The following is a 19610-nucleotide window of genomic DNA, read 5'->3' on the forward strand; positions in this document are numbered from 1 at the left end:
GCAACCGATTTAAACGGTATTAAAGTTGAAGGGGAAGATAGAAAAGAATTTAGTTATTTTAATTTCTCTAGTCATATTTTTTTGTAATAATTCGATTTAAAAAAAGAAGTAGGTTTTTTCGAAAAAAAAGTTTTCAAATGTTTATTCTAAAATGAAGTCTTTAAATGAGCGTGGAAAGCAATTCTTAACAAGGCAACTGTGATAATTCAAAAGAGTTAATAATTATTTCATGTTGAGATATAACTTGGAAATTTAGAGTTTGTTGTGATTAAATTTTAGATCGCAACAAACTCTAAATCATTGGTTTCAATATGCATTCAAACGCTACTGATCACTATTTTTGTCCGAACTTTATTTTGACTAATCCTTTAATATCTTTTGATGGAAGAGTTCTCAACCATTTTACCTCAATCCCTGTTGTTTTTAATCCATTGCAGGAGACTTTTATACCTAGCGAAGAATCCAGAGACCAAATTGCAGCGAAACTTATGCAAAAAGGTGTCATAGATTGCATGGGTAAATTAACAGAATTCTATGCGAAATATCACCACCCTCAGCAACTGTCTATATATAATGTCTCTCGCCTCTCTGAAGCCATGCAAAAGCCCCTGCATGTGTATGGTTTTTCCGAAACAAAGCTTACGATCTCCACATTTTGTACGGCAATTGTCAATGAAGCCAGCAAGCATTTTGACCGTGTTCAGGCATGCTATACAGGGAGTCGTGTAAAAAAAGGGATCCTAGGAAAATCTTATCTCAACCATTTTTTAAATAGCCTGTTAGAAAGTGATCGGGATGAGATCTGCGATGATTTGAAAAAAGAACTCGACACATCTGTTAGAGATGAAGACATCGTTTTTATTTTATATGGAATTAAACACGGAGGGCAATATGAAAATGTTTTGAAGTTTCTCAATGAGTTTGCAAGAAGCTTTTTGGCTCAATCGTCTTCAACGAATCATATCCACTTAAAAAATAATAAGGTGTGTCCTTTTTTTTCGCTCATTTCTTGGGAAAATGGATCAGAAAAAACCGTTTACGATATCACGTTCATCATCAAAGAAAGTCCCTGTTTTCCTGAATACAATATACGAATACCTTTAGACCTATATCTTCGCGAATTACGGCCTTTAGCCGCAACAGAGGCTATTTTTCCCATGTATGAAAGTTTCGATGAGGGGGGATCTATCTTTTTTACAGATCCTTCCCAAGCTTTTACAGATATGATTACAGGGATCATTCACACATCAGAAGAGATGAATACATTTACTTGGCCTAGAGGAATGGCTCTTCTTGCATCTGGTCGCAAAGATTACGGGCACGAAATGCGTCGCTTAACAGAAAAGATCCTGAGAAAGGTAACAACGCCTTTCCAAATAAAAGATCAAGTCAAATTCTTGCTGATCAATTTTTTAAATAAGCATTATGAAAACGATGAAAAAGCTTGTTTTGCCATTACATGTAATGCGTGTCTTGCTCTTAAAGGGCATGTCTCAGCTAACTTGATCAACCATCTTGCGAGAGAGGTGATTCCCCAGGCATCGCAAAGCCCTGTTTTTTCTTTGATGATAGAAGGTATCTTCAAACGGGGATTGACTTTCACTGAAGTGATGGAAATCCATCAATGCTTTGCATTGCTAGCTTTAAGTGTTAAGGAAGCTCGGTTAAAAGAGGGGATAGAGGTTTTTTTAACGAAGCATGATGGCGGACCCGCGATTAGAATCAAGGATGAAAAATCGATCCTTTTTTCATTTAGTCCTGAAAAAGGGTTTTTGATTTGTCTCGCTAAGTTTCATGATTCTTTAAAAGATTATTATGAGCGACTTTTGAAGATTTATCAGCCAAAAAACCGTTTTTCTCATGAAGGGTCTCAGCTGTCATCCTATCTTTCCCATTTAAAACAATTCATAGAGCCTTTGCGAGCAAAGATTATAGAGGAAGGTTTTGAAAAGCATCCCACAATACGTGTTTTAAGTTTTAATTTATTGCTTACATGTCAGACATGCAGTCCTTCTCAAGCAGATTTCGATATTCTTTTTGAAAATTGTCCAAGTGTTTTAGATGCTGTTCCAAAGGAATCTTCAAGGAGACATTTGTTATTTAATTTACAAACGATTAGCGCGTTTTATGCAATCGAGCCATGGAATGCACTTGCTAAGCCTTTGTTTGAGTTTTTACAAAATCAGGACGGCATGCATGCGCAAGTTAAAAACTGGATCGATGCCTGCATCGAATTGCCTCAAGCGGAACTAAAAAAGTTAGCTGAAAAACTTTGGCATCAATTGGAACAGAATGAGCTGTATTCCAAAGAGCTTATTTGCAAAATGGCATCTTCAGATCTCTCCATTGCATTCAGGATGTTCAAAGAATTTCGCCAATTTGCCTCGATGGAAACAAGTTACTTTGTATTTATTGAGTTATCTAAAATTTTATTTGAAAACTCCGTTTATGCCGAGTTTATTATTCCTTTTTTGGAAGAAGCAAGTCCTCTTTTAGAAGTTTATGAACCTCTATCAAAACCATACCAATATGAAAACGTCTTTAATGATTATTTGCACACACTTCTCTCTTTACAGCGTCATGACTTGTTACTTAATCTGATGTGTCAGCTTAGCAAAAATCGTATTTTGGATGACTCTACCACAAAAAGTATCTGGGCAACATGTTTAAGAAAAATGTTGTCGAGTGAACAATTAAAAGAGATGGGAATGGTTTTCTTAAAACAAGGAAAAAAATTCCATGTCTGGCAAGCGGATGAGTACAGGTTAAATAAGTTGAAATACTATCTTGTTTTGGCAGAACAAATCCTAGAAGGAGAAATACCTATCCTTCAAAAAGCGATTCACTACGTTTGTTCTTGGGAAGGAGTGGTAGAAGAGGGAATTGAAAATCAGATTCAGGCAGTTGGTCGGAAATACATCAAAATTTGCCAAGATGAGAGCCATATTTCGTTCATCAAAAATCATTTGCAAGCCAGAAAAAAGCACGTTTTAATGCATATATTGGATAATAAAATAGTAGAAAGAAATAGGGAAGGAGCCCTAAATATTCTGCTACAGCTTCTACAAGAAGAGGAGGGGGATCTAAACTTAAAAGACAAAGCGTCATTAGTGTTTCAAATTCTTCTGGAATTACCCATTGAGAGATGTTGGTTGAATGGCTTAATCAAAATTTTTCGAACAACTCATTTTAAAAATTTGTTACTCACAAATGAGCGAAGCCAAGCGATTTTGATGATTTTTGAAAAAGTTTCCAAGGGCATGGATCCTGAGAAATATCCTTCCGCAGTATTTAATCTTTACAAACTTTTGCTAGAAGCTGCCTGTGAAAATATACACAAGGAAGGTTTAACGACTTGCATAAATGTATTATTGGAATATCAAACATTGCCAAATCACTTAGAAGAAACACTAAATAAGTACCAAATGGTTTTATTGGATGCTTGCTTAGCTATTCATCCGCAGCAATTGGTTGATTTAGCACTAAAATTTATTCAACTAAATCTTTTTTCAGATAAGTCCTGGAAGCTTTTAAAAAAGATTTCATTAGAAAATGAAATCTTTGATAAACAAATCATTCCTTTTCACCATATTTGGAAAGCATATTACACAAATAGCAAGAATACGCTTTCTCTCGTTCTTACAGAAAAATTAATTGCGAGCTTACTTAAGGATCCTAAACATATTTCACTCGCTTTTTATTGGATGCATGCCCTTCTTCCCCAGCTGATACATATCTCGTATGGACAAGTGGCTCTCTTTAAGCAAATGGCTCCATTGCCGAAGGAAATGTTTACCATTATTGAAATATTTTATGACCGCAAGTTGAGGATGAAGAATTCTGCACAATTCGCATGGATTGTTTTAATTAAAGAGTTAAAGCAGAACCATTGTTTAAAACAGTTAGTTAAACAAAAAGGAGCAGAAGTTCTCATACATATTGCAGATGAACCAGAGTTACTTTTACACATATCTCCAGTCGCCTTGCTGGAAAAAGAACTAAAGCTAAAAAATTTTAGCGATGCCATCGAAATTGTGAAAAAAGGGCTTTCAAGTAAGATAAGTGATGAAAAATTCAAATCTCTTTTCTATGAACTTTTAACACATGTAGACGATCTCCATTTGGAAAAGTTACAAAGTGTCCTTTTTCATGAAAAGATCTCAACGATTTTCAACAAAGAGGAAAAACTGAAATGGATGTTACATCTTGTTAAAAGAACGGCTAATCTTGAGATGAGTGAAGAAACTTTAAAAAGTTTTCAAATGTGCCTCAAAGAAGCCTTTAAAAAAGACACTCCATCTCCATACGAAGCGGATTGCCTAGCTGTTCTATTAAAATTTCAAAAGATCCCCTCTCCTTTGGTACCAAACCTTCAAGTTCATTTAGGTGGGTTTCTTACAGAAAGTCTGATTGGGAATGAATCTTCTTTTTTTGCTTTTGTTCAACTGATTGCCCATTCAAATGTTTTACAGGGCTTGCCTGAAAGTACTAGGAGGGATATTGAAAAACTCTCAGAAAAGCATTTGAATGACTTCTGGATCACTCATGAAAAAATTTTAGGCTTTAATCTTTTGTGGAATAAATTGATTGAAGTGAAAAAGAGAAAAGGTCCCGCTCTCTCATCATCTGCAATTCCGACCTTGGAACGACTCATTTCGCAATTATTAAACGTTTCAGAAAATGATGCCGCTCTTGCTTGGGGAAGATATCTAAGCATTCATGTGAACCAGATACCTCAATCTTTATTGAACGTATTAATGCGGATGGACATGTTAGACACGTTTTATCCAATTTTAGAAAATTTATATGTAAAAAGAACGAAAATTGAAACTTCTGAAAAACTGGCCTGGAAAGTCTTTATCGAGGAGTCTATTAAGAAAAATAATTATCAGAATTGCTATCAATTACTGGATCAAAAAGGTGTTAAAGTGATGATCCAGCTGAAAGAATTTGCTGTGCACTTACTAGTCCCATTTTTGCATATGCGTGCAGGCTTAGAAAAATACGTTAAAATCATCAAACAAGCTTTGAATTTTGAGCACCTAAGGGATTTAAAATATGTTAAGGAAACATTATTTACTGAGTTAGAAAAGAATCCGACACATCCTATTTTGCAAAAAGGAATCTCTCAGGTTGAACGCTTGATCAAGGAAATAGATCGTGAAGCGAAAAGAGAAAAAGAAAAGTTAATTGAGCACTGTACAAAAATGTGCAGCAAGTTCGCTGATCCAGATTCTATCAGCATTGAGGATGAAAAAAATCTGATTACAGCGTTGCAGATATCCAATCAATTGCAAAAAATCGATGGTTTTTCTTTATCCGATGATTTTTTTGAAAATCTCCACCATTTGCTAGTGCAATACACTATCTTTTCTTCTCCTAAAATGCTTGAGATCATAATTGAGGAATGCCTTGCTCATCCACATCTGCGCATACAGGAAAAAGCTTTACATCTCATGAGAAAGTTTTTAGAGAATGAGAAACTATTCAATGAAAAGACAGTCCTAAAATGGATGGAAGCCTCAAATGAAAAAGGAGCTCGCTGTTTTTTCGAATGTTTACATGATATATTTTTAACATACGAACAGCAAGGGGTTATCTATCTCAGATATTTTAAATCAAAATTCAAAAATCTGAAATCTGAAAAACCTTTGGATATGTTGCATTTATTTTTTAAATCCTTTGATCGCTATTCAGAGAAGCATTTATTGGAATTGTGTCATTGTATAACTGAAGTGAGTCGGATGATGCTTGAGAATAGCTTTTCTAATGAAAAAGCCATACCTCTATATCATCCCTACATGGATAAGCTTTTCATTTTATTCATGCAAAGACTTCAGATTAAAAGCGATGATTTACCTTTTACAAAACTTATTGGGGAAAAAAGATCTGAAATTCCTGCATGTTTTAAAACCTCAAAAGGAATTAAATATGTTTTCCAATTTGTTGAGGCGTTGGGGCAATCTTATTTTATGGAAAATATTTTTCCTCTTCATATGACGACTCTTTCAAGCCATTTGAGAGATTATCTCATTCTTTTGCTGACCTTAGAGAAGCATTGTCCAGCCCACGAGAAGTCATTTTGCCATGACATCATCTTAAATCTCATAAAAAAATACATTCACTGGGATTTAAACGATTTTACGAAGATTCAAGATCTTTATTTTCAATCCATTGCTGCGGTTCGAGGGACAAATGGGGAACACGGTTTATGTTTAGATCATGGAAAAATTTTAGAAAAAATCGTCTACACAAAAATTTCCACAAATCTAGAGAGGACAGAAGAGGCATTAAACTATCTAAAAGATGTTGAAATGGTGCTTGAGACCGCTTTTCGACAGGGGATTTTTATGAATCAACCCAAGATGTTTCTCGATATGTATTTTTACATTTTGCGTCGATTTCCATTTTCTGGATCGGTGGATACAGAACAACACACGCAAATAGTCCTCAAAACCATTGAGCGTTTAGTCACTTGTCCTTGCAAAAGATTAATTAAGGAAGGCTTGATTCTTTTTAGACGCTATCAGAAAGTTTTTTTTCATCAAAACCCTGTTATCTTTGTGAATCAATTCGAATCCATTTTGTGTTTTCTGAAAATAGAAAAATTTGTGATAAATCCCCTTCTGATTTCAGATATTAAAACAGATAAACAAGAGCATATTTTCCAATTATTGCTAAATGATACTCGTAAAATTACGATACAGAAAAATTTAGCTTTAAAGGTGTTTACATTAACTTTTGATTATTTAGATTTAAAAATAGATGGCCATTTCATGTACTATTTAATTTTGCTAAATCTTTTTAGAGGATTTTTTAGTAAGAAAATATGTGAAGAACAACTAAAAAAATATTTCGAACCTGTATTGCATTTTGAAAAAAGCGAAGACATGTTTATACGCGTTGAATTTCTCGTAAAATTACTTTTTAATGACATCGGAGGGGAGTTTTCCAGAGAAGATCAAAGATTAAAAACTGTTGAATTAGACTTTTGGCTAAAGAAGGTAGCCTCGACTTATCTTATAAATGAGGAATTGCGAGAATATTTTTTGACAAATTCTTGCCAAGAAGAGATTAAAAAAGAGGAGTCATCATTTATCCCTTTGCAGATGCAGCTTTTGAAAAACTGGATTCTTCTGACTGCAAATATCGTTTTTTTTAGTCCTAAAATTCAAGTACACCTAGTGAAAAAGATGATCGGACTGCTTGCCATTGAAGGTGAAGATGCTTGGAGTCAATATGGGGGATATGAATGTGTGATAGCCTACAGCAAAACTTTCAAGAATGCTTATCAGAATGGTCTAGAAAAAGACGCTTTTGGGGCGTATTTTGACTTATTTAATGTTTTTCTCAATAAAGGTATTCCTTGGTCTAAAAGTGCGGAAGGAAGGCAAGCTTACGAAATTTTGTTCATGAATTTTTTTGATTTGATTTTACACATTCGTAAATCACAAATGATGACTAAAAAAATTGTGGAGTTTTATGATTTTTTTAAGAACTTCATCACGGATATTGATACCTCTTTAATTGAAAACAAAGAGGTTTATTCTAAAAAAGTGAGTATATTTAGAAATATGTGGGAAGAAGATTTGAAATCAATAAATGGGAAAAAAGAATAGTCAGAAAAGTAAAATGAGATCCCAATTTGGGATCTCATGATCTAGAACTTAGTCCCAATTTAAAATGACTTTCCCTGAATGGGTGGAAATCATGGCGTCAAAGCCTGCTTGGTAGTCTTCATAAGAGAATTGGTGTGTGATGATCGGGTTTAGATCAAGTCCACTTTCAATTAACGCAGTCATTTTGAACCACGTAGAAAAAATCTCTCTTCCATAAATGCCCTTGAGAGTCAACATTTTGAAGATCACATTGTTCCAATTAATATGCGTTTCCGGGGGTAGAATACCCAACAATGCAATTTTTCCGCCATGCTGCATAGAATCCACTAGCGAATTAAAAGCTGCGGTGTTTCCAGACATTTCCATTCCTACGGTAAATCCATCGATGATGCCTTCACGTTTCATGACGTCAGTTAACGATTCCTTCCCGATATTGACGGCGACTGTCGCCCCCATTTTCTGAGCGAGCTCAAGGCGAAAAGGATTGATATCTGTTACAACAACTTGTCTAGCTCCAGCTTTTCGCGCAATAGCTGCACCCATAATTCCAATCGGACCGGCACCTGTGATGAGTACATCCTCTCCGACTAAGTCAAAAGATAAGGCCGTGTGAACCGCATTTCCATAGGGATCAAAAATGGCTGCAATATCATCAGAAACACTCGCAGGGACAACAAAAACGTTTTCTTCAGGAATTTTAACAAATTCAGCAAAGCATCCTTGGCAATCATATCCAAGGCCAACGGTGTGAAAGCATAGGTGTTTTTGTCCTTTTTTGCATGCTCTGCAATGCCCACAAGTTAAATGCCCTTCGGCACTGACGCGTTGACCTACTTTAAAATCTTTTACTCGACTGCCAACTTCGACAATGTCTCCAACAAATTCATGTCCAATCACTAAGGGAACTGGTACGCGATTCTGAGACCATGTGTCCCATTTATAAATATGAACGTCTGTTCCGCAAATGGCTGTTTTGCGAACTTTAATTAAGACTTCATTGGGTTCTATTTTTGGAATAGGAACCTTTTCTAGCCAAATGCCTTCTTTTGGCTCTTTTTTAACTAAGGCTTTCATCATAAGTAGATTGTCCTTGTTTAGTCATAACACATTTAGTTTTAACAAGAAGTATAGAATGATTATTTTTAAAAAACAAGAAATAACGCAAGTAACGAATTGAAAATAATCAATCAAATAACTTTTAAATGCCTTCCTACTTGCGCAAAAGCTTCAATAGCGCGATCTAAGTCCTCCAGGCTATGTGCTGCGGACATTTGTGTTCGGATGCGCGCTTTTCCTTCCGGAACCACAGGATAACAAAATCCAATCACATAAATTCCATGTTGAAGCATTTGACTTGCAAATTCTTGCGCCAGCTTGGCGTCCCCAAGCATAACTGGAATAATCGGGTGATGACCAGGCACAAGATTAAAACCTAGCTGAGTCATTTTTTCTCTAAAGTAGCGGCTATTTTTATTCACTTTATCAATTAAGAGAGAAGCGGATTGTAGGAGCTCCAAAACTTTTAAAGAGGCGCTTGTAATGGTTGGAGAAAGTGTGTTGGAAAATAAGTAAGGGCGCGATCTTTGTCGGAGCCAATCAATAATGGGTTTTTTGCCGGAAGTATAACCCCCTGAAGCTCCACCCAGTGCTTTGCCTAAAGTACCTGTGATAATATCCACTCGTCCCATCACATCGCAGTGCTCATGTGATCCACGACCATTTTTACCCACAAATCCCACGGCGTGTGAATCATCCACCATCACGAGAGCTTGGTATTCATCAGCGAGATCACAAATGGCCTTAAGGTTTGCAATAATTCCATCCATGGAAAAAACACCATCGGTGGCTATTAAGCGAAAGCGTGCTCCCTGTGCTTCTTTCAATTTATTTTCAAGGTCTTGCATATCATTATTTTGATAACGATAACGTTGTGCTTTACAAAGACGGATTCCATCAATAATGCTCGCATGATTTAAAGCATCGCTAATCACAGCATCTTCCGGGCCTAGAAGCGTTTCAAAAAGCCCTCCATTGGCATCGAAGCAAGAGGAATACAAAATCGTATCTTCCATTCCCAAAAAGTGAGAAATTTGCTTTTCAAGCTCTTTGTGAATGGTTTGTGTTCCGCAAATAAATCGGACAGAGGAGAGGCCAAAGCCATAATGTTCAAAGCTTTGTCGAGCTGCTTGAATGACATCGGGATGATTAGCAAGCCCTAAATAGTTATTTGAGCAGAAATTAAGGACTTCGCCTCCATTCTTAATTGTAATATGGGCTTGCTGAGGAGATGTGATTTCTCTTTCTTCTTTATAAAGTCCGTTAGTTTTTAAATGAGAAAGTTGAGCATCTAAATGATCGAGATAGTTTTTTTGCATTTACATACCTAATGTGGATTTAAAAGCTCTTATTAAAAACCTTTGAATATTATAAGCGCAACTCAAAATTTATTTTTAAGTTTTAACCACCTAGATTAATTTCGTCCAAAGTGATAGATATAAAATAAATTCTATTCATGGAGAGCGAAGATGATGGATGCAATTGCCCCGGGAGAACCAGGAATTTTACCTCGTTGGACTTCAAGTGCCAAGATAGGAGTAGGAACAGCAGCCTCGGGGGATAGTAATGTTTGGTTTACAATTTCGCATGGAATTTTAAATGAAGTCTATTTTCCGCGAATCGATGTCGCAAACATCCGAGATTTTGGATTTATCGTCACAGATGGTGCCACTTTTTTCTCTGAAGAAAAAAGACATGCCGTGCATGAATATCAACTGTTGGAAGATGGCATTCCTGCTTATCTATTGACCAATACATGCTATGAAGGGCGTTATCGAATCGAAAAAAAAATCATCGCAGATCCACATCGCAATGTCTTGTTGCAAGAAGTCACGTTTTATCCTTTAATAGGGACATTTGCCGATTACCATCTTTATGCCTTAATCGCACCTCATATTCGTAATGCAGGAATGGGAAACTACGCACGGACTGGTCACTACAAATGCACACCCTCTTTATTTGCAGAAAGAGCGGGGACTGTCCTTGCATGTGCTAGCTCTTCTCCTTTTATTCAAATGTCATGCGGTTTTGTAGGAATTAGCGATGCTTGGCAAGATCTCTCTGAAAATAAAAGGCTGACACAGTGCTACACCACGGCTCAAAATGGCAATATTAGTTTAGTTGGCGAAATCGATTTACAAGCCTGCCAAGGAAAATTTGTGATTGCCTTGGGTTTTGCGAATCAAATTGAAGAAGCGGGATTGCAAATCAGAGCTTCTCTATTTCAAGATTTTAATTTTCCTTTAAAAGAGTACATGAATGGATGGAGGCAGGTACAAAAATGCTTTATAGATTTAAGCACTGTTGATACAGAAGGTGGAAGCCTATACAGAATCAGTACAGCTGTTTTGAAGATTCATGCTGGTAAGCATTTTTCAGGAAGTGTCATTGCAAGTTTGTCTATTCCGTGGGGTGTTTATCGAGGAGATAACGACATTGGGGGCTACCATCTCATTTGGCCGCGCGATCAAGTCCAAACAGCTTTAGCTTTTCTATCGGCAGGTGATTTAGAAAGTGCAAAGCAAGCCTTGCTTTTTCTGATGTGCACACAAGAAAGGGACGGGCATTGGCTACAATGTATGTGGGAAGATGGTACGCCTTATTGGAAAGGATTCCAGCTGGATGAAACAGCTTTACCTATTTTATTGGCGGACCAATTAAAACGAGCCGACGCTCTTATTGGGATAGATCCATTTGAAATGGTGGAAGTTGCAGCTAAATTTATTGTGAAGAATGGCCCTGGAACTGAGCAAGGGAGGTGGGAGGAGGATGGGGGATTTTCACCGTATAGCATCGCCACAGCAATTGCAGCTCTTTTGGCTGCAGCCGATTTTTTTGAGCAAAAAGGAAGGAGCGAAGAAGCCGACTATTTGCGAAAAACAGCCGATGATTGGAATGATAAAATTGAGGATTGGCTCTATGCCAAAAATACGTCATTGGCAGAAGCACTTGGGATAGAAGGCTATTACGTACACTTGGCTCCCATAAGCTATTATTTACAATCTCTTCCAGAAAATAAACAAGTGGTGATTCGCAATCGTCCCGTTGAGGAAAGTCTTGCAAATTACGATGACATTGTAGGCGTCGATGCGTTGGCTTTGGTTAGATTTGGGCTAAGATCTGCCAATGATCCACGGATTTTAAATACAGTAAAGGCGATTGATGCCCTGCTGAGGACAGAAACATCTAAAGGTCCCGTTTGGCATCGGTATAACGAAGATGGCTATGGAGAAAAAGAAGATGGCACTCCCTATGATGGGACAGGAATTGGAAGAGGATGGCCCTTATTAGTAGGTGAGCGTGCGCATTATGAACTGGCCAAAGGGGATCGAGACGAAGCAATACGTTTATTGCGTGTGATGCGTGCATTTGCAGGTGAAGGGGGGATGCTTCCTGAGCAAGTCTGGGATGTTGAAACCATTCCGGAAAAATTTTTATTCAATGGCCACTCAACTGGTGCCGCAAAACCGCTTGTTTGGGCACATGGAGAATATATTTCTCTCTTGCGATCCATTAAGGAGAATCGAATTTTCACAATGCCCCCACAAACATTTCATCGATATATTGAGCAAAAGCAGGCATCTACCCATACCATTTGGCGTTTTGACTTTCCTGTCACAGCTATGCAACAAGAAAAGACATTAAGAATCCAGACAGATGCTCCAATGATTGTGCGTTGGACAGAGGATGAATGGGTAAGCTATCAAGAGCAGAGTTCACAAATGAGTAACCTAGGGGTGTCCTATGTGGATATCGATTTTAAAAATAACATTGTTTTTACGTTCTTTTGGAAAGATAGTAATCGTTGGGAAGGAAAGAATTATGAGATAGTAAGGATTTAGTTGTTTTTATAATTCGTTAATTCTAAGTGTTGTGCATTTATCATTAAATTAATTATTTGAATATTATATTAGATTTATAATATAAAAGATATTAAGCCTTTCAATAATTATATCTCATCATTTTTTCATTTCATTTCCATTACAAATTGCTAGAATTTTCTAGCTCAAGTATCCAAAAGGAGGAAATATGTTTAAACGAACATTTTTAAACAAAAAAAAATATGTGAGTTATCTAACAATTGCACTTGGCTTAAGTGTTGCCCCTTCTCTGAGTGCCTTTTCTTATGATAACAGTTCCTCTTCAAATCCAAGCTCTAACTATTCAAATCCAAGCTCAAATCCAGGCTCTGCACGCGATTCTTACTCAGGGTCTTCATCTAAGGATTCATACTCGAATCCTGGGTCTTCGGGTTCGAGAGATTCGAATTCTGGATCGTCTGGCTCACGTGATTCGTCTTCCAACCCAGGATCGTCGAGCTCACGTGATTCGGATTCTAGTCCAGGGTCATCATCGTCAGGAGGATCTTCCTCAAATCCGGGATCATCATCTTCGGGTTCCAATGACTCATTCTCAAATTATTCAAGCCAAAGGGATGTAAATCCAAATAGTTCTTCTTACTATAATCCAAGCGGTTCTTCTTATTCCAATGCAAAAGATCCTTATTCAGGTTCTTCTAGTGCAACTTATTCAGAAACAAGCGGGGATCAGGAGTTAGCTAGAAGAATTAGAGAAAAAATTAGCTCAGGTTGGTTTTCAAGAGGTTATGATCGAGTAAGTGTACAAGTCAATAATGGTGCTGTGATTATACAGGGTGTCGTAAAATCACAAGCTGATAAAGATAAAGTGGAAAAAGAAATCCGTGATATCGACGGCGTGAAAAGTTTAACAAGCCATGTCAATGTTGAAGAATCTCATGCAAGAGGACATGAAGAAAGACAATTTCTTCAAGATAGAGCCGCTACATCAGAAGATCAGCAGCTCAACAAAAAAATTCGTGACAATGTGAGTAAAGGATGGCTCTGGGATAGTTATAAAGATGTCTCCTTAAACACATCAAATGGTGTTGTGACATTGGATGGAACAGTCGGAAGTGAAAGCGACAAGCAAGATTTGATTAATGAAGTTCAAAAAGTGGAAGGAGTCAAATCTGTAAAGAGCAATTTAAGAATTGAAAGCAGATATTAATCCTCAGAATTCGATCATAGGGAAGGCCTTGCGAGGCTTTCCCGTCAGGGAAATATGAATTTCTCCTTGTGTTTTTTTGGTATGGTTCACACAGAATTGGACAATTTTTATATCCCCAATGGAGGCGAAATCGTCAATACTTAATTTAGGAGATAAGCTATGCCCACAGTTGCCGAATGCATCCTTGATATTCTAGTTGCCACTGGAGTTAAAAGAATCTACGGAATAACTGGAGATTCTTTAAACGCTTTTACCGATACCATCAGAAAAAAAGGTCACATTGAATGGATTTCCACTCGTCACGAAGAGGTCGCAGCGTTTGCTGCTGGTACAGAAGCTCAGCTTAGTGGGGCATTGACTGTTTGTGCGGGAAGTTGTGGGCCAGGAAATATGCATTTAATTAATGGGTTATACGATTGCCATCGCAATAATGTCCCTGTACTCGCGATTGCCGCACAGATTCCCACGTCAGAAATGGGGGGCGATTACTTCCAAGAGACACATCCGGAAAGGTTGTTTCTCGAATGTAGTCGATATTGTGAAGTCGTCACACAACCTGAGCAAATTCCTCGGTTGTTAGAAATTGCTATCCAAACTGCCATTGCAACAAATGACGTGGCCGTTTTAATTATCCCAGGAGATATTTCTTGGAAAAAAGTTCAAACGCCAAAACTGCGCAAATTTTTTCCTTCTGATCTTGTAGAAGCGAAACATTTAGATAGAAATTTGGATGAAATTGCAAAAGTTTTAAATAAATCCCAAAAAGTCACAATTTTTGGAGGCATTGGTTGTGCCGGAGCCCATGCGGAGCTCTTACATCTGGCAGAGCGTCTAAAGGCTCCCATAGCCTTTACTTTAAGGGGAAAAGATCACATCGAATATGATAATCCGTTTGATGTGGGTCTCACGGGTCTCCTGGGATTTTCTTCAGGCTATCATGCGCTTATGGATTGCGATACCTTGATTTTGCTGGGAACAGACTTTCCCTACAGGCAGTTTTATCCGATCCATGCCACCGTGATTCAAGTCGATATTCGTGCGGAAAATATTGGACGCCGCACACATGTTGATTATGCGATTATCGGAGATGTTAAAACGACGCTATCTCATTTAATCGATAAAATAGACCATAAACACGACCAAACATTTCTTAATACATCTCTAGAAAACTATAAAAAGGCGCGCCTAGACTTAGATGAATTAGCTAAACCCTCTCTAGCGGGCAGCCCGATCCATCCACAATACGTAGCAAAATTAATTAGCGATTTTGCGTCGGAGGATGCAATTTTTACTTGTGATGTAGGAACCCCTACAATTTGGGCTGCACGCTATTTAAAAATGAATGGTAAAAGAAGACTTTTAGGATCTTTTAAGCATGGTTCCATGGCAAATGCTCTGCCACAAGCCATTGGAGCTCAATTGCTTTATCCCGACAGGCAAGTCGTCACACTGTCAGGTGATGGAGGTATTTCCATGTTGATGGGGGACCTTCTCACGCTTAAACAACATTCTATTCCCGTCAAAGTGGTCGTTTTTAATAATTCGGCATATGGCTTTGTTGAATTAGAGATGAAGGCATCTGGCATTTTGGAATATGGGACAGAGCTTGAGAATCCTAATTTTGCAAAAATGGCTGATGCGATGGGTATATTGGGACGAAGAGTTGAAAATGGGGAAAAACTATCCGAAACACTTCAAGAGGTATTGAATCATCAAGGTCCAGCCTTAATTGAAGTCATGGTGAATCGATACGAACTTGCCATGCCACCACATATTTCCATAGATGAAGTAACGGGCTTTGGTCTTTATCTTTTAACAGCCGTCATTAATGGAAAAGGAAATGAGCTTATAGAACTTGCTAGAAGTAATTTAAGCAAAAAATAAGGGGAGGCTATTATGACTAAATATGGTCCAAAAGCACAAAAGTCTGTCGAAGATGCATTGCATAAAATGAAAGAAGGAGAGCTTGAATCTGGAAAAAGCCATAAAAAAGTGACAAATCGAAAGCAAGCCATTGCGATTGGTCTTTCTGAAGCAAGAAAAAAAGGGGCGAAAGTGCCTGAAAAATCATCTTGAAAGGAGGAGTAAAATGTTAAGTACCATACTAATTATTCTTTTGATACTACTACTCATTGGAGCTATTCCAGCATGGCCCTACAGTACAGGATGGGGATATGGACCCAGCGGAATATTGGGGACCGTATTGATTGTCCTTCTCATTCTCATGTTATTGGGAAGAATTTAATTTAAAGGATTTCACCAGATCTTAAGATCTGGTGAATCGTGATTTTATGAAAAAGCAATCTATTCACATTGGCACATCGGGCTGGTCCTACCCACATTGGAAGGAGAACTTTTATCCTGAAGAGATAAAAATGAAGGATTGGCTCAACTATTATTCCTCGAATTTTTCGACAGTCGAAATCAATTCCACTTTCTATCGCATACCTTCAATTTCGACTGTGGAAAAGTGGACTGCTCAAGTTCCTAATAATTTTTTATTTTCCATTAAAGCGAGTCAATACATCACGCATCGTAAAAGATTGCATGAATGTGAAGAAAGTTTAGCCTATTTTTATCAGACCATTCGGCATTTTAAAGAAAAAATGGGCCCTATCCTTTTTCAACTTCCTCCATCCTTTAAAATGAATAAGGAGCGCTTGGTGGATTTTATTAGTCTTTTGGAAAAAGATCTTCCTTGCGTCTTCGAATTTAGGAATGAGACTTGGTACAATGACGACATCTATGAATTGTTAACTAAAAATAAAATCGCTTTGTGTATCACAGATCTTAATGGGCGTTTGTCACCAGAAGAAATAACAGCACCTTTCACATATATTCGCTTGCATGGTCCTAAAGAGGCCTACCAAGGCTCTTATGGGTCATCTCAATTAAAAGCATGGAAAAAGAAGATCGACAAGTGGACAGAAAAGACGGTGGTCTATTGCTATTTTGACAATGATGAAAAGGGTTATGCCATTGAAGATGCGAAAAACTTGCAAAATGATTTTCAAAAGAGCTCAAAAATTGTTACAGCAAGATATTGAATTAAACAAGAGTATCTTGAGCTTTACAAAGAATTGAAAGAATCTGTCCATCAATCTCCAGCAGTAAGAAATGGTTACTTACCAGAAAAAATATTCAAACCGGTCTCGGCCCAATTGCAATTTGTCAGCCTAGTGTAAGGCATAGAGACGATGGTAAGTTCAAGTGCGATTCAGCAACCTTATTTGCGAAGGATACAAAGTATAGATACTGTTATTCCTGCTTTGCATCTTAAAGGAATATCCCACCCTGGATTTTCCGAAAGCTTTAGAGGCAATTTAGGGAGAAAATGCTAAAGGACCAAAATTGGCTTAAAAGTGATTTATTCGCAAAAAGGCATGTTTATATATGGGTGGCTGGGATTTATTTTAACATTCGTTTAGAAAAGATCGACTTTGCGTTCTAGTTCTGATAAGTGCTTTAGGGAATGGAAATAAAGAACTTATCATGATCCATGATGGGCACCGAGAAAGCAAACTGTCTTGGAAAGAAGTTTTGCAAAATTTAAAACATCGAGGCCTCAAAGAATGACCTTGCTATTGGAGATGGAGCACTTGGCTTTTGGGCGCTTTAAATGAAGATTTTCCAGCAACAAAGCAACAAAGGTGTTGGGTGCATAAAACGGCTAATATTTTAGATAAAATGCCAAAAATGTTCAAAAGTATGCCAAAGAAATCATTCACTAAATTTATATGGCTCCAAGAAAAATGGATGGACTAAAAGCTTTTGAGAAGTTTATAAGGACGTATGAATCAAAATATCCAAAAGCCTACGAATGTTTGAAAAAGGATAAAGATCAATTATTTAGCTTTTATGATTTTCCAGGCATGCATGGGCAACATATAAGAACAACGAATCCAATCGAATCAACATAGGCACCGCACACGACAAACCAAAGGCTGTGGGTCCAGAACAGCTACACTTGCCATGGTTTACAAGCTTTCAATGGAAGCACAAAAGCGATGGCGAAAATTAAAAGGTCATGAGTTGATTAGCAAACTGATTTTGGGTGTGCAGTTTAAAGATAGGGAAGAAGTCTTTAACATGAAATACATAGCTTAATTTTTAACAAGTTGGATGCGCTGTTAGATACTCAAAATACAACATTTGACAATATCTCAAGAGTCACAGCCTGTATTCACAAACTTTTTGATCATTGTTACGCAGAAAAATTGACAAATTCGACTTATCATAGGCTCATTTTAATAAAATGGTTCTCAAAGCTTTTTTTATTTCTTATCATTGGTTTAATCCGTCACTCTAGCAGAATCTTCATCTTCTTTTATTAGCTTTTGTACTTTTGGATTGTATGTGCTAATATCTGGGTTATAAATACAAATCGTGATTTCTTTCTGATAATTTTCATTGGACAAATGATAGTGATCGGAAGGAGGATTTTCTTCCAGAAGCTGTTTCGCGTATCCAATAAGCTGCTCGATCTCGCTCCTCGTTAATAAAATTGTTATACCATCTAAATTTTTTTCTAAGTCTTCATCAAAAATGTACATAAACTTACCTTAATTATGAGGGACATCAGTAGGATATATTCTTGGGCCAACCCATTCCCTAAAAATATGAAGAACTTCTGGTAATTTGAGGGGAGCGCAACGTCCTTCAAACTTGCTATTCTTAACAAAACATATTAACCAATCATTTGCTGACTCGTAATCTTTTTCAATTTCTTGAAAATTTTTACCTTCTAATTCAGTATCTTTAAAATTAATAGTAATAGACCATCCGGGATTATCAATTGTTTCAATATGTATGCCACATTTATGCTCCCAATCTCCATCGCACTGATTATTATACCATTCTAAGATCCACAAAAAATCATCTTTCATAAAAATCCTTTACCTTTGAATCCTCCTCTATTTCAGCGGACCTGACTCCCCCTGGACAAGACGCTTCATGAACGTGAGGTGCATCTATGTGTTAGTCTATAAATTTCGTAATGACTTATTCCAGTTAGAGGATTTTTTTCTAATCTCCTAGCCTGGCGATCAAAATTTTTAAAACAAACTCTTTTGAGGCCATAAGGACTTCATTTTCAGCAAATTTATTAAAAAACTATTATTCATCATTTTTTATTAAGGTTGTCGATCTTTCGTTGAATCCAGTCAAATTATTTTCATCATAAATACAAACCGTTAATTCTTTTGAAAAATCTTTATTTGAAATATGACTGTGATTATTTGATGGTCTTTCTAGAAGATCATCAAGGCTACTTTTTAGCTCTGAAGCTTCATCATAAGTTAAATAAATGAGAATATCGTTTAATGATTTATCTGCATTTTGGTCTAGAATGCGCATTTTATTCCTTTTAATATGGAGGAACATCTAAAGGAAATATTGGCCCGACTTTTGCCAAATATCATTTACAAGTTCCTCAATGTGAGCATGCGGATTTGTGTGTGGATCTGGCCTATTTAAGTCAAATCTAACTTTTCTTAAACCATCCTTAGAAAGTAAGATAACATCTTCTGCTTTGTTTTTAATTATTTTAGTTCCCTGGCCTAGCCATTCACTCACTTTTTTCTCTAGATCAATAATGTTTTTTGTATTTTTAGAGGGAAGCTTTGCAAGTTCCTTGGCCGCATAAGCCATCTCAGAGCTTTTAGAAAACAGTTTTTTCCGAGACCGTCCATTTTTTTGTGTAAATGACTTCAATCATGTATTCAAACCTAATCTATCGCCGTAAGCAATCGAAAGGTGGGAGATGATTGTTTTCCATCCATGCATTGGCATCGTCCACTTTTTGTCAGCTTGTTTCCTAAAAGCTGATTCAGTGAATTGAAGTCAAAACGTTGATCATCTTTTACAAAGCGATTAAAGAGTGAATCGTGTTGATAAGAGTGATTCGCT

14 protein-coding genes and 1 pseudogene are annotated in these 19610 nt (G+C 37.1%); 8 read left to right on the forward strand and 7 right to left on the reverse strand.

What is annotated here, in order from left to right:
• The first annotated feature begins 311 nt into the window (after nt 1-311).
• On the forward strand, nt 312-7619 hold the full coding sequence (locus tag AOM43_RS05910) for a hypothetical protein (RefSeq protein ID WP_059359438.1): 7308 nt from the start codon (nt 312-314) through the stop codon (nt 7617-7619).
• Nucleotides 7620-7667: 48 nt separating this feature from the next.
• Here the strand turns inward: AOM43_RS05910 and tdh are convergent, their stop codons facing one another.
• A complete protein-coding gene (gene tdh / locus AOM43_RS05915; protein ID WP_006341785.1) occupies nt 7668-8693 on the reverse strand; it encodes an L-threonine 3-dehydrogenase in 1026 nt (341 codons plus the stop codon).
• A gap of 113 nt (nt 8694-8806) precedes the next feature.
• Complete coding sequence (locus AOM43_RS05920) at nt 8807-9994, reverse strand: glycine C-acetyltransferase (RefSeq protein ID WP_006341784.1); 1188 nt, start codon at nt 9992-9994, stop codon at nt 8807-8809.
• 150 nt (nt 9995-10144) lie between these two features.
• On the opposite strand from AOM43_RS05920, the gene AOM43_RS05925 reads away from it, so the two are divergent.
• From AOM43_RS05925 to AOM43_RS14170, 7 genes and pseudogenes are all read left to right on the forward strand, one after another.
• Nucleotides 10145-12517, forward strand: a complete 2373-nt coding sequence (locus AOM43_RS05925; RefSeq protein ID WP_006341783.1) for a glycoside hydrolase family 15 protein — start codon at nt 10145-10147, stop codon at nt 12515-12517.
• Nucleotides 12518-12704: 187 nt separating this feature from the next.
• Entirely contained in the window at nt 12705-13703 is a 999-nt protein-coding gene (locus AOM43_RS05930) for a BON domain-containing protein (RefSeq protein WP_006341782.1), read from the forward strand.
• Between the two features lie 159 nt (nt 13704-13862).
• Nucleotides 13863-15587 (forward strand): ubiquinone-dependent pyruvate dehydrogenase, encoded by a 1725-nt coding sequence (poxB, locus tag AOM43_RS05935; protein WP_059359440.1) that lies wholly within the window; start codon nt 13863-13865, stop codon nt 15585-15587.
• A gap of 12 nt (nt 15588-15599) precedes the next feature.
• The gene (locus AOM43_RS05940; RefSeq protein WP_006341780.1) at nt 15600-15779 is read left to right on the forward strand and encodes a DUF6496 domain-containing protein; all 180 of its coding nucleotides are present in this window, start codon (nt 15600-15602) and stop codon (nt 15777-15779) included.
• Between the two features lie 13 nt (nt 15780-15792).
• Nucleotides 15793-15948, forward strand: coding sequence for a DUF3309 family protein (locus AOM43_RS12990; protein WP_013924809.1), 156 nt, complete (start codon nt 15793-15795; stop codon nt 15946-15948).
• A 46-nt stretch (nt 15949-15994) separates the two neighbouring features.
• Nucleotides 15995-16750: a DUF72 domain-containing protein gene (locus AOM43_RS05945; protein ID WP_226987420.1), complete on the forward strand. Its 756-nt coding sequence runs from the start codon at nt 15995-15997 to the stop codon at nt 16748-16750.
• Nucleotides 16716-17810, forward strand: a pseudogene (locus tag AOM43_RS14170) (IS256 family transposase); the annotation flags it as partial. The gene AOM43_RS05945 and the pseudogene AOM43_RS14170, both read left to right, overlap by 35 nt.
• Nucleotides 17811-17995: 185 nt before the next feature.
• Here AOM43_RS14170 and AOM43_RS05955 read toward each other — a convergent pair.
• The 5 genes from AOM43_RS05955 to AOM43_RS13680 all read right to left on the reverse strand — a co-directional run.
• A complete protein-coding gene (locus AOM43_RS05955) occupies nt 17996-18256 on the reverse strand; it encodes a hypothetical protein (protein WP_013924815.1) in 261 nt (86 codons plus the stop codon).
• A gap of 9 nt (nt 18257-18265) precedes the next feature.
• Nucleotides 18266-18589, reverse strand: a complete 324-nt coding sequence (locus tag AOM43_RS05960; protein WP_039376530.1) for an immunity 53 family protein — start codon at nt 18587-18589, stop codon at nt 18266-18268.
• 229 nt (nt 18590-18818) lie between these two features.
• The gene (locus AOM43_RS05965; protein WP_013924817.1) at nt 18819-19058 is read right to left on the reverse strand and encodes a hypothetical protein; all 240 of its coding nucleotides are present in this window, start codon (nt 19056-19058) and stop codon (nt 18819-18821) included.
• A gap of 27 nt (nt 19059-19085) precedes the next feature.
• The gene (locus AOM43_RS05970) at nt 19086-19352 is read right to left on the reverse strand and encodes a hypothetical protein (RefSeq protein ID WP_013924818.1); all 267 of its coding nucleotides are present in this window, start codon (nt 19350-19352) and stop codon (nt 19086-19088) included.
• A 77-nt stretch (nt 19353-19429) separates the two neighbouring features.
• Nucleotides 19430-19610 (reverse strand): hypothetical protein (locus tag AOM43_RS13680; protein WP_226987421.1); only part of this gene is annotated, 181 nt, incomplete at its 5' end.

Origin of the sequence: Parachlamydia acanthamoebae, from assembly GCF_000875975.1 — a bacterium.
GTDB lineage: Bacteria > Chlamydiota > Chlamydiia > Chlamydiales > Parachlamydiaceae > Parachlamydia > Parachlamydia acanthamoebae.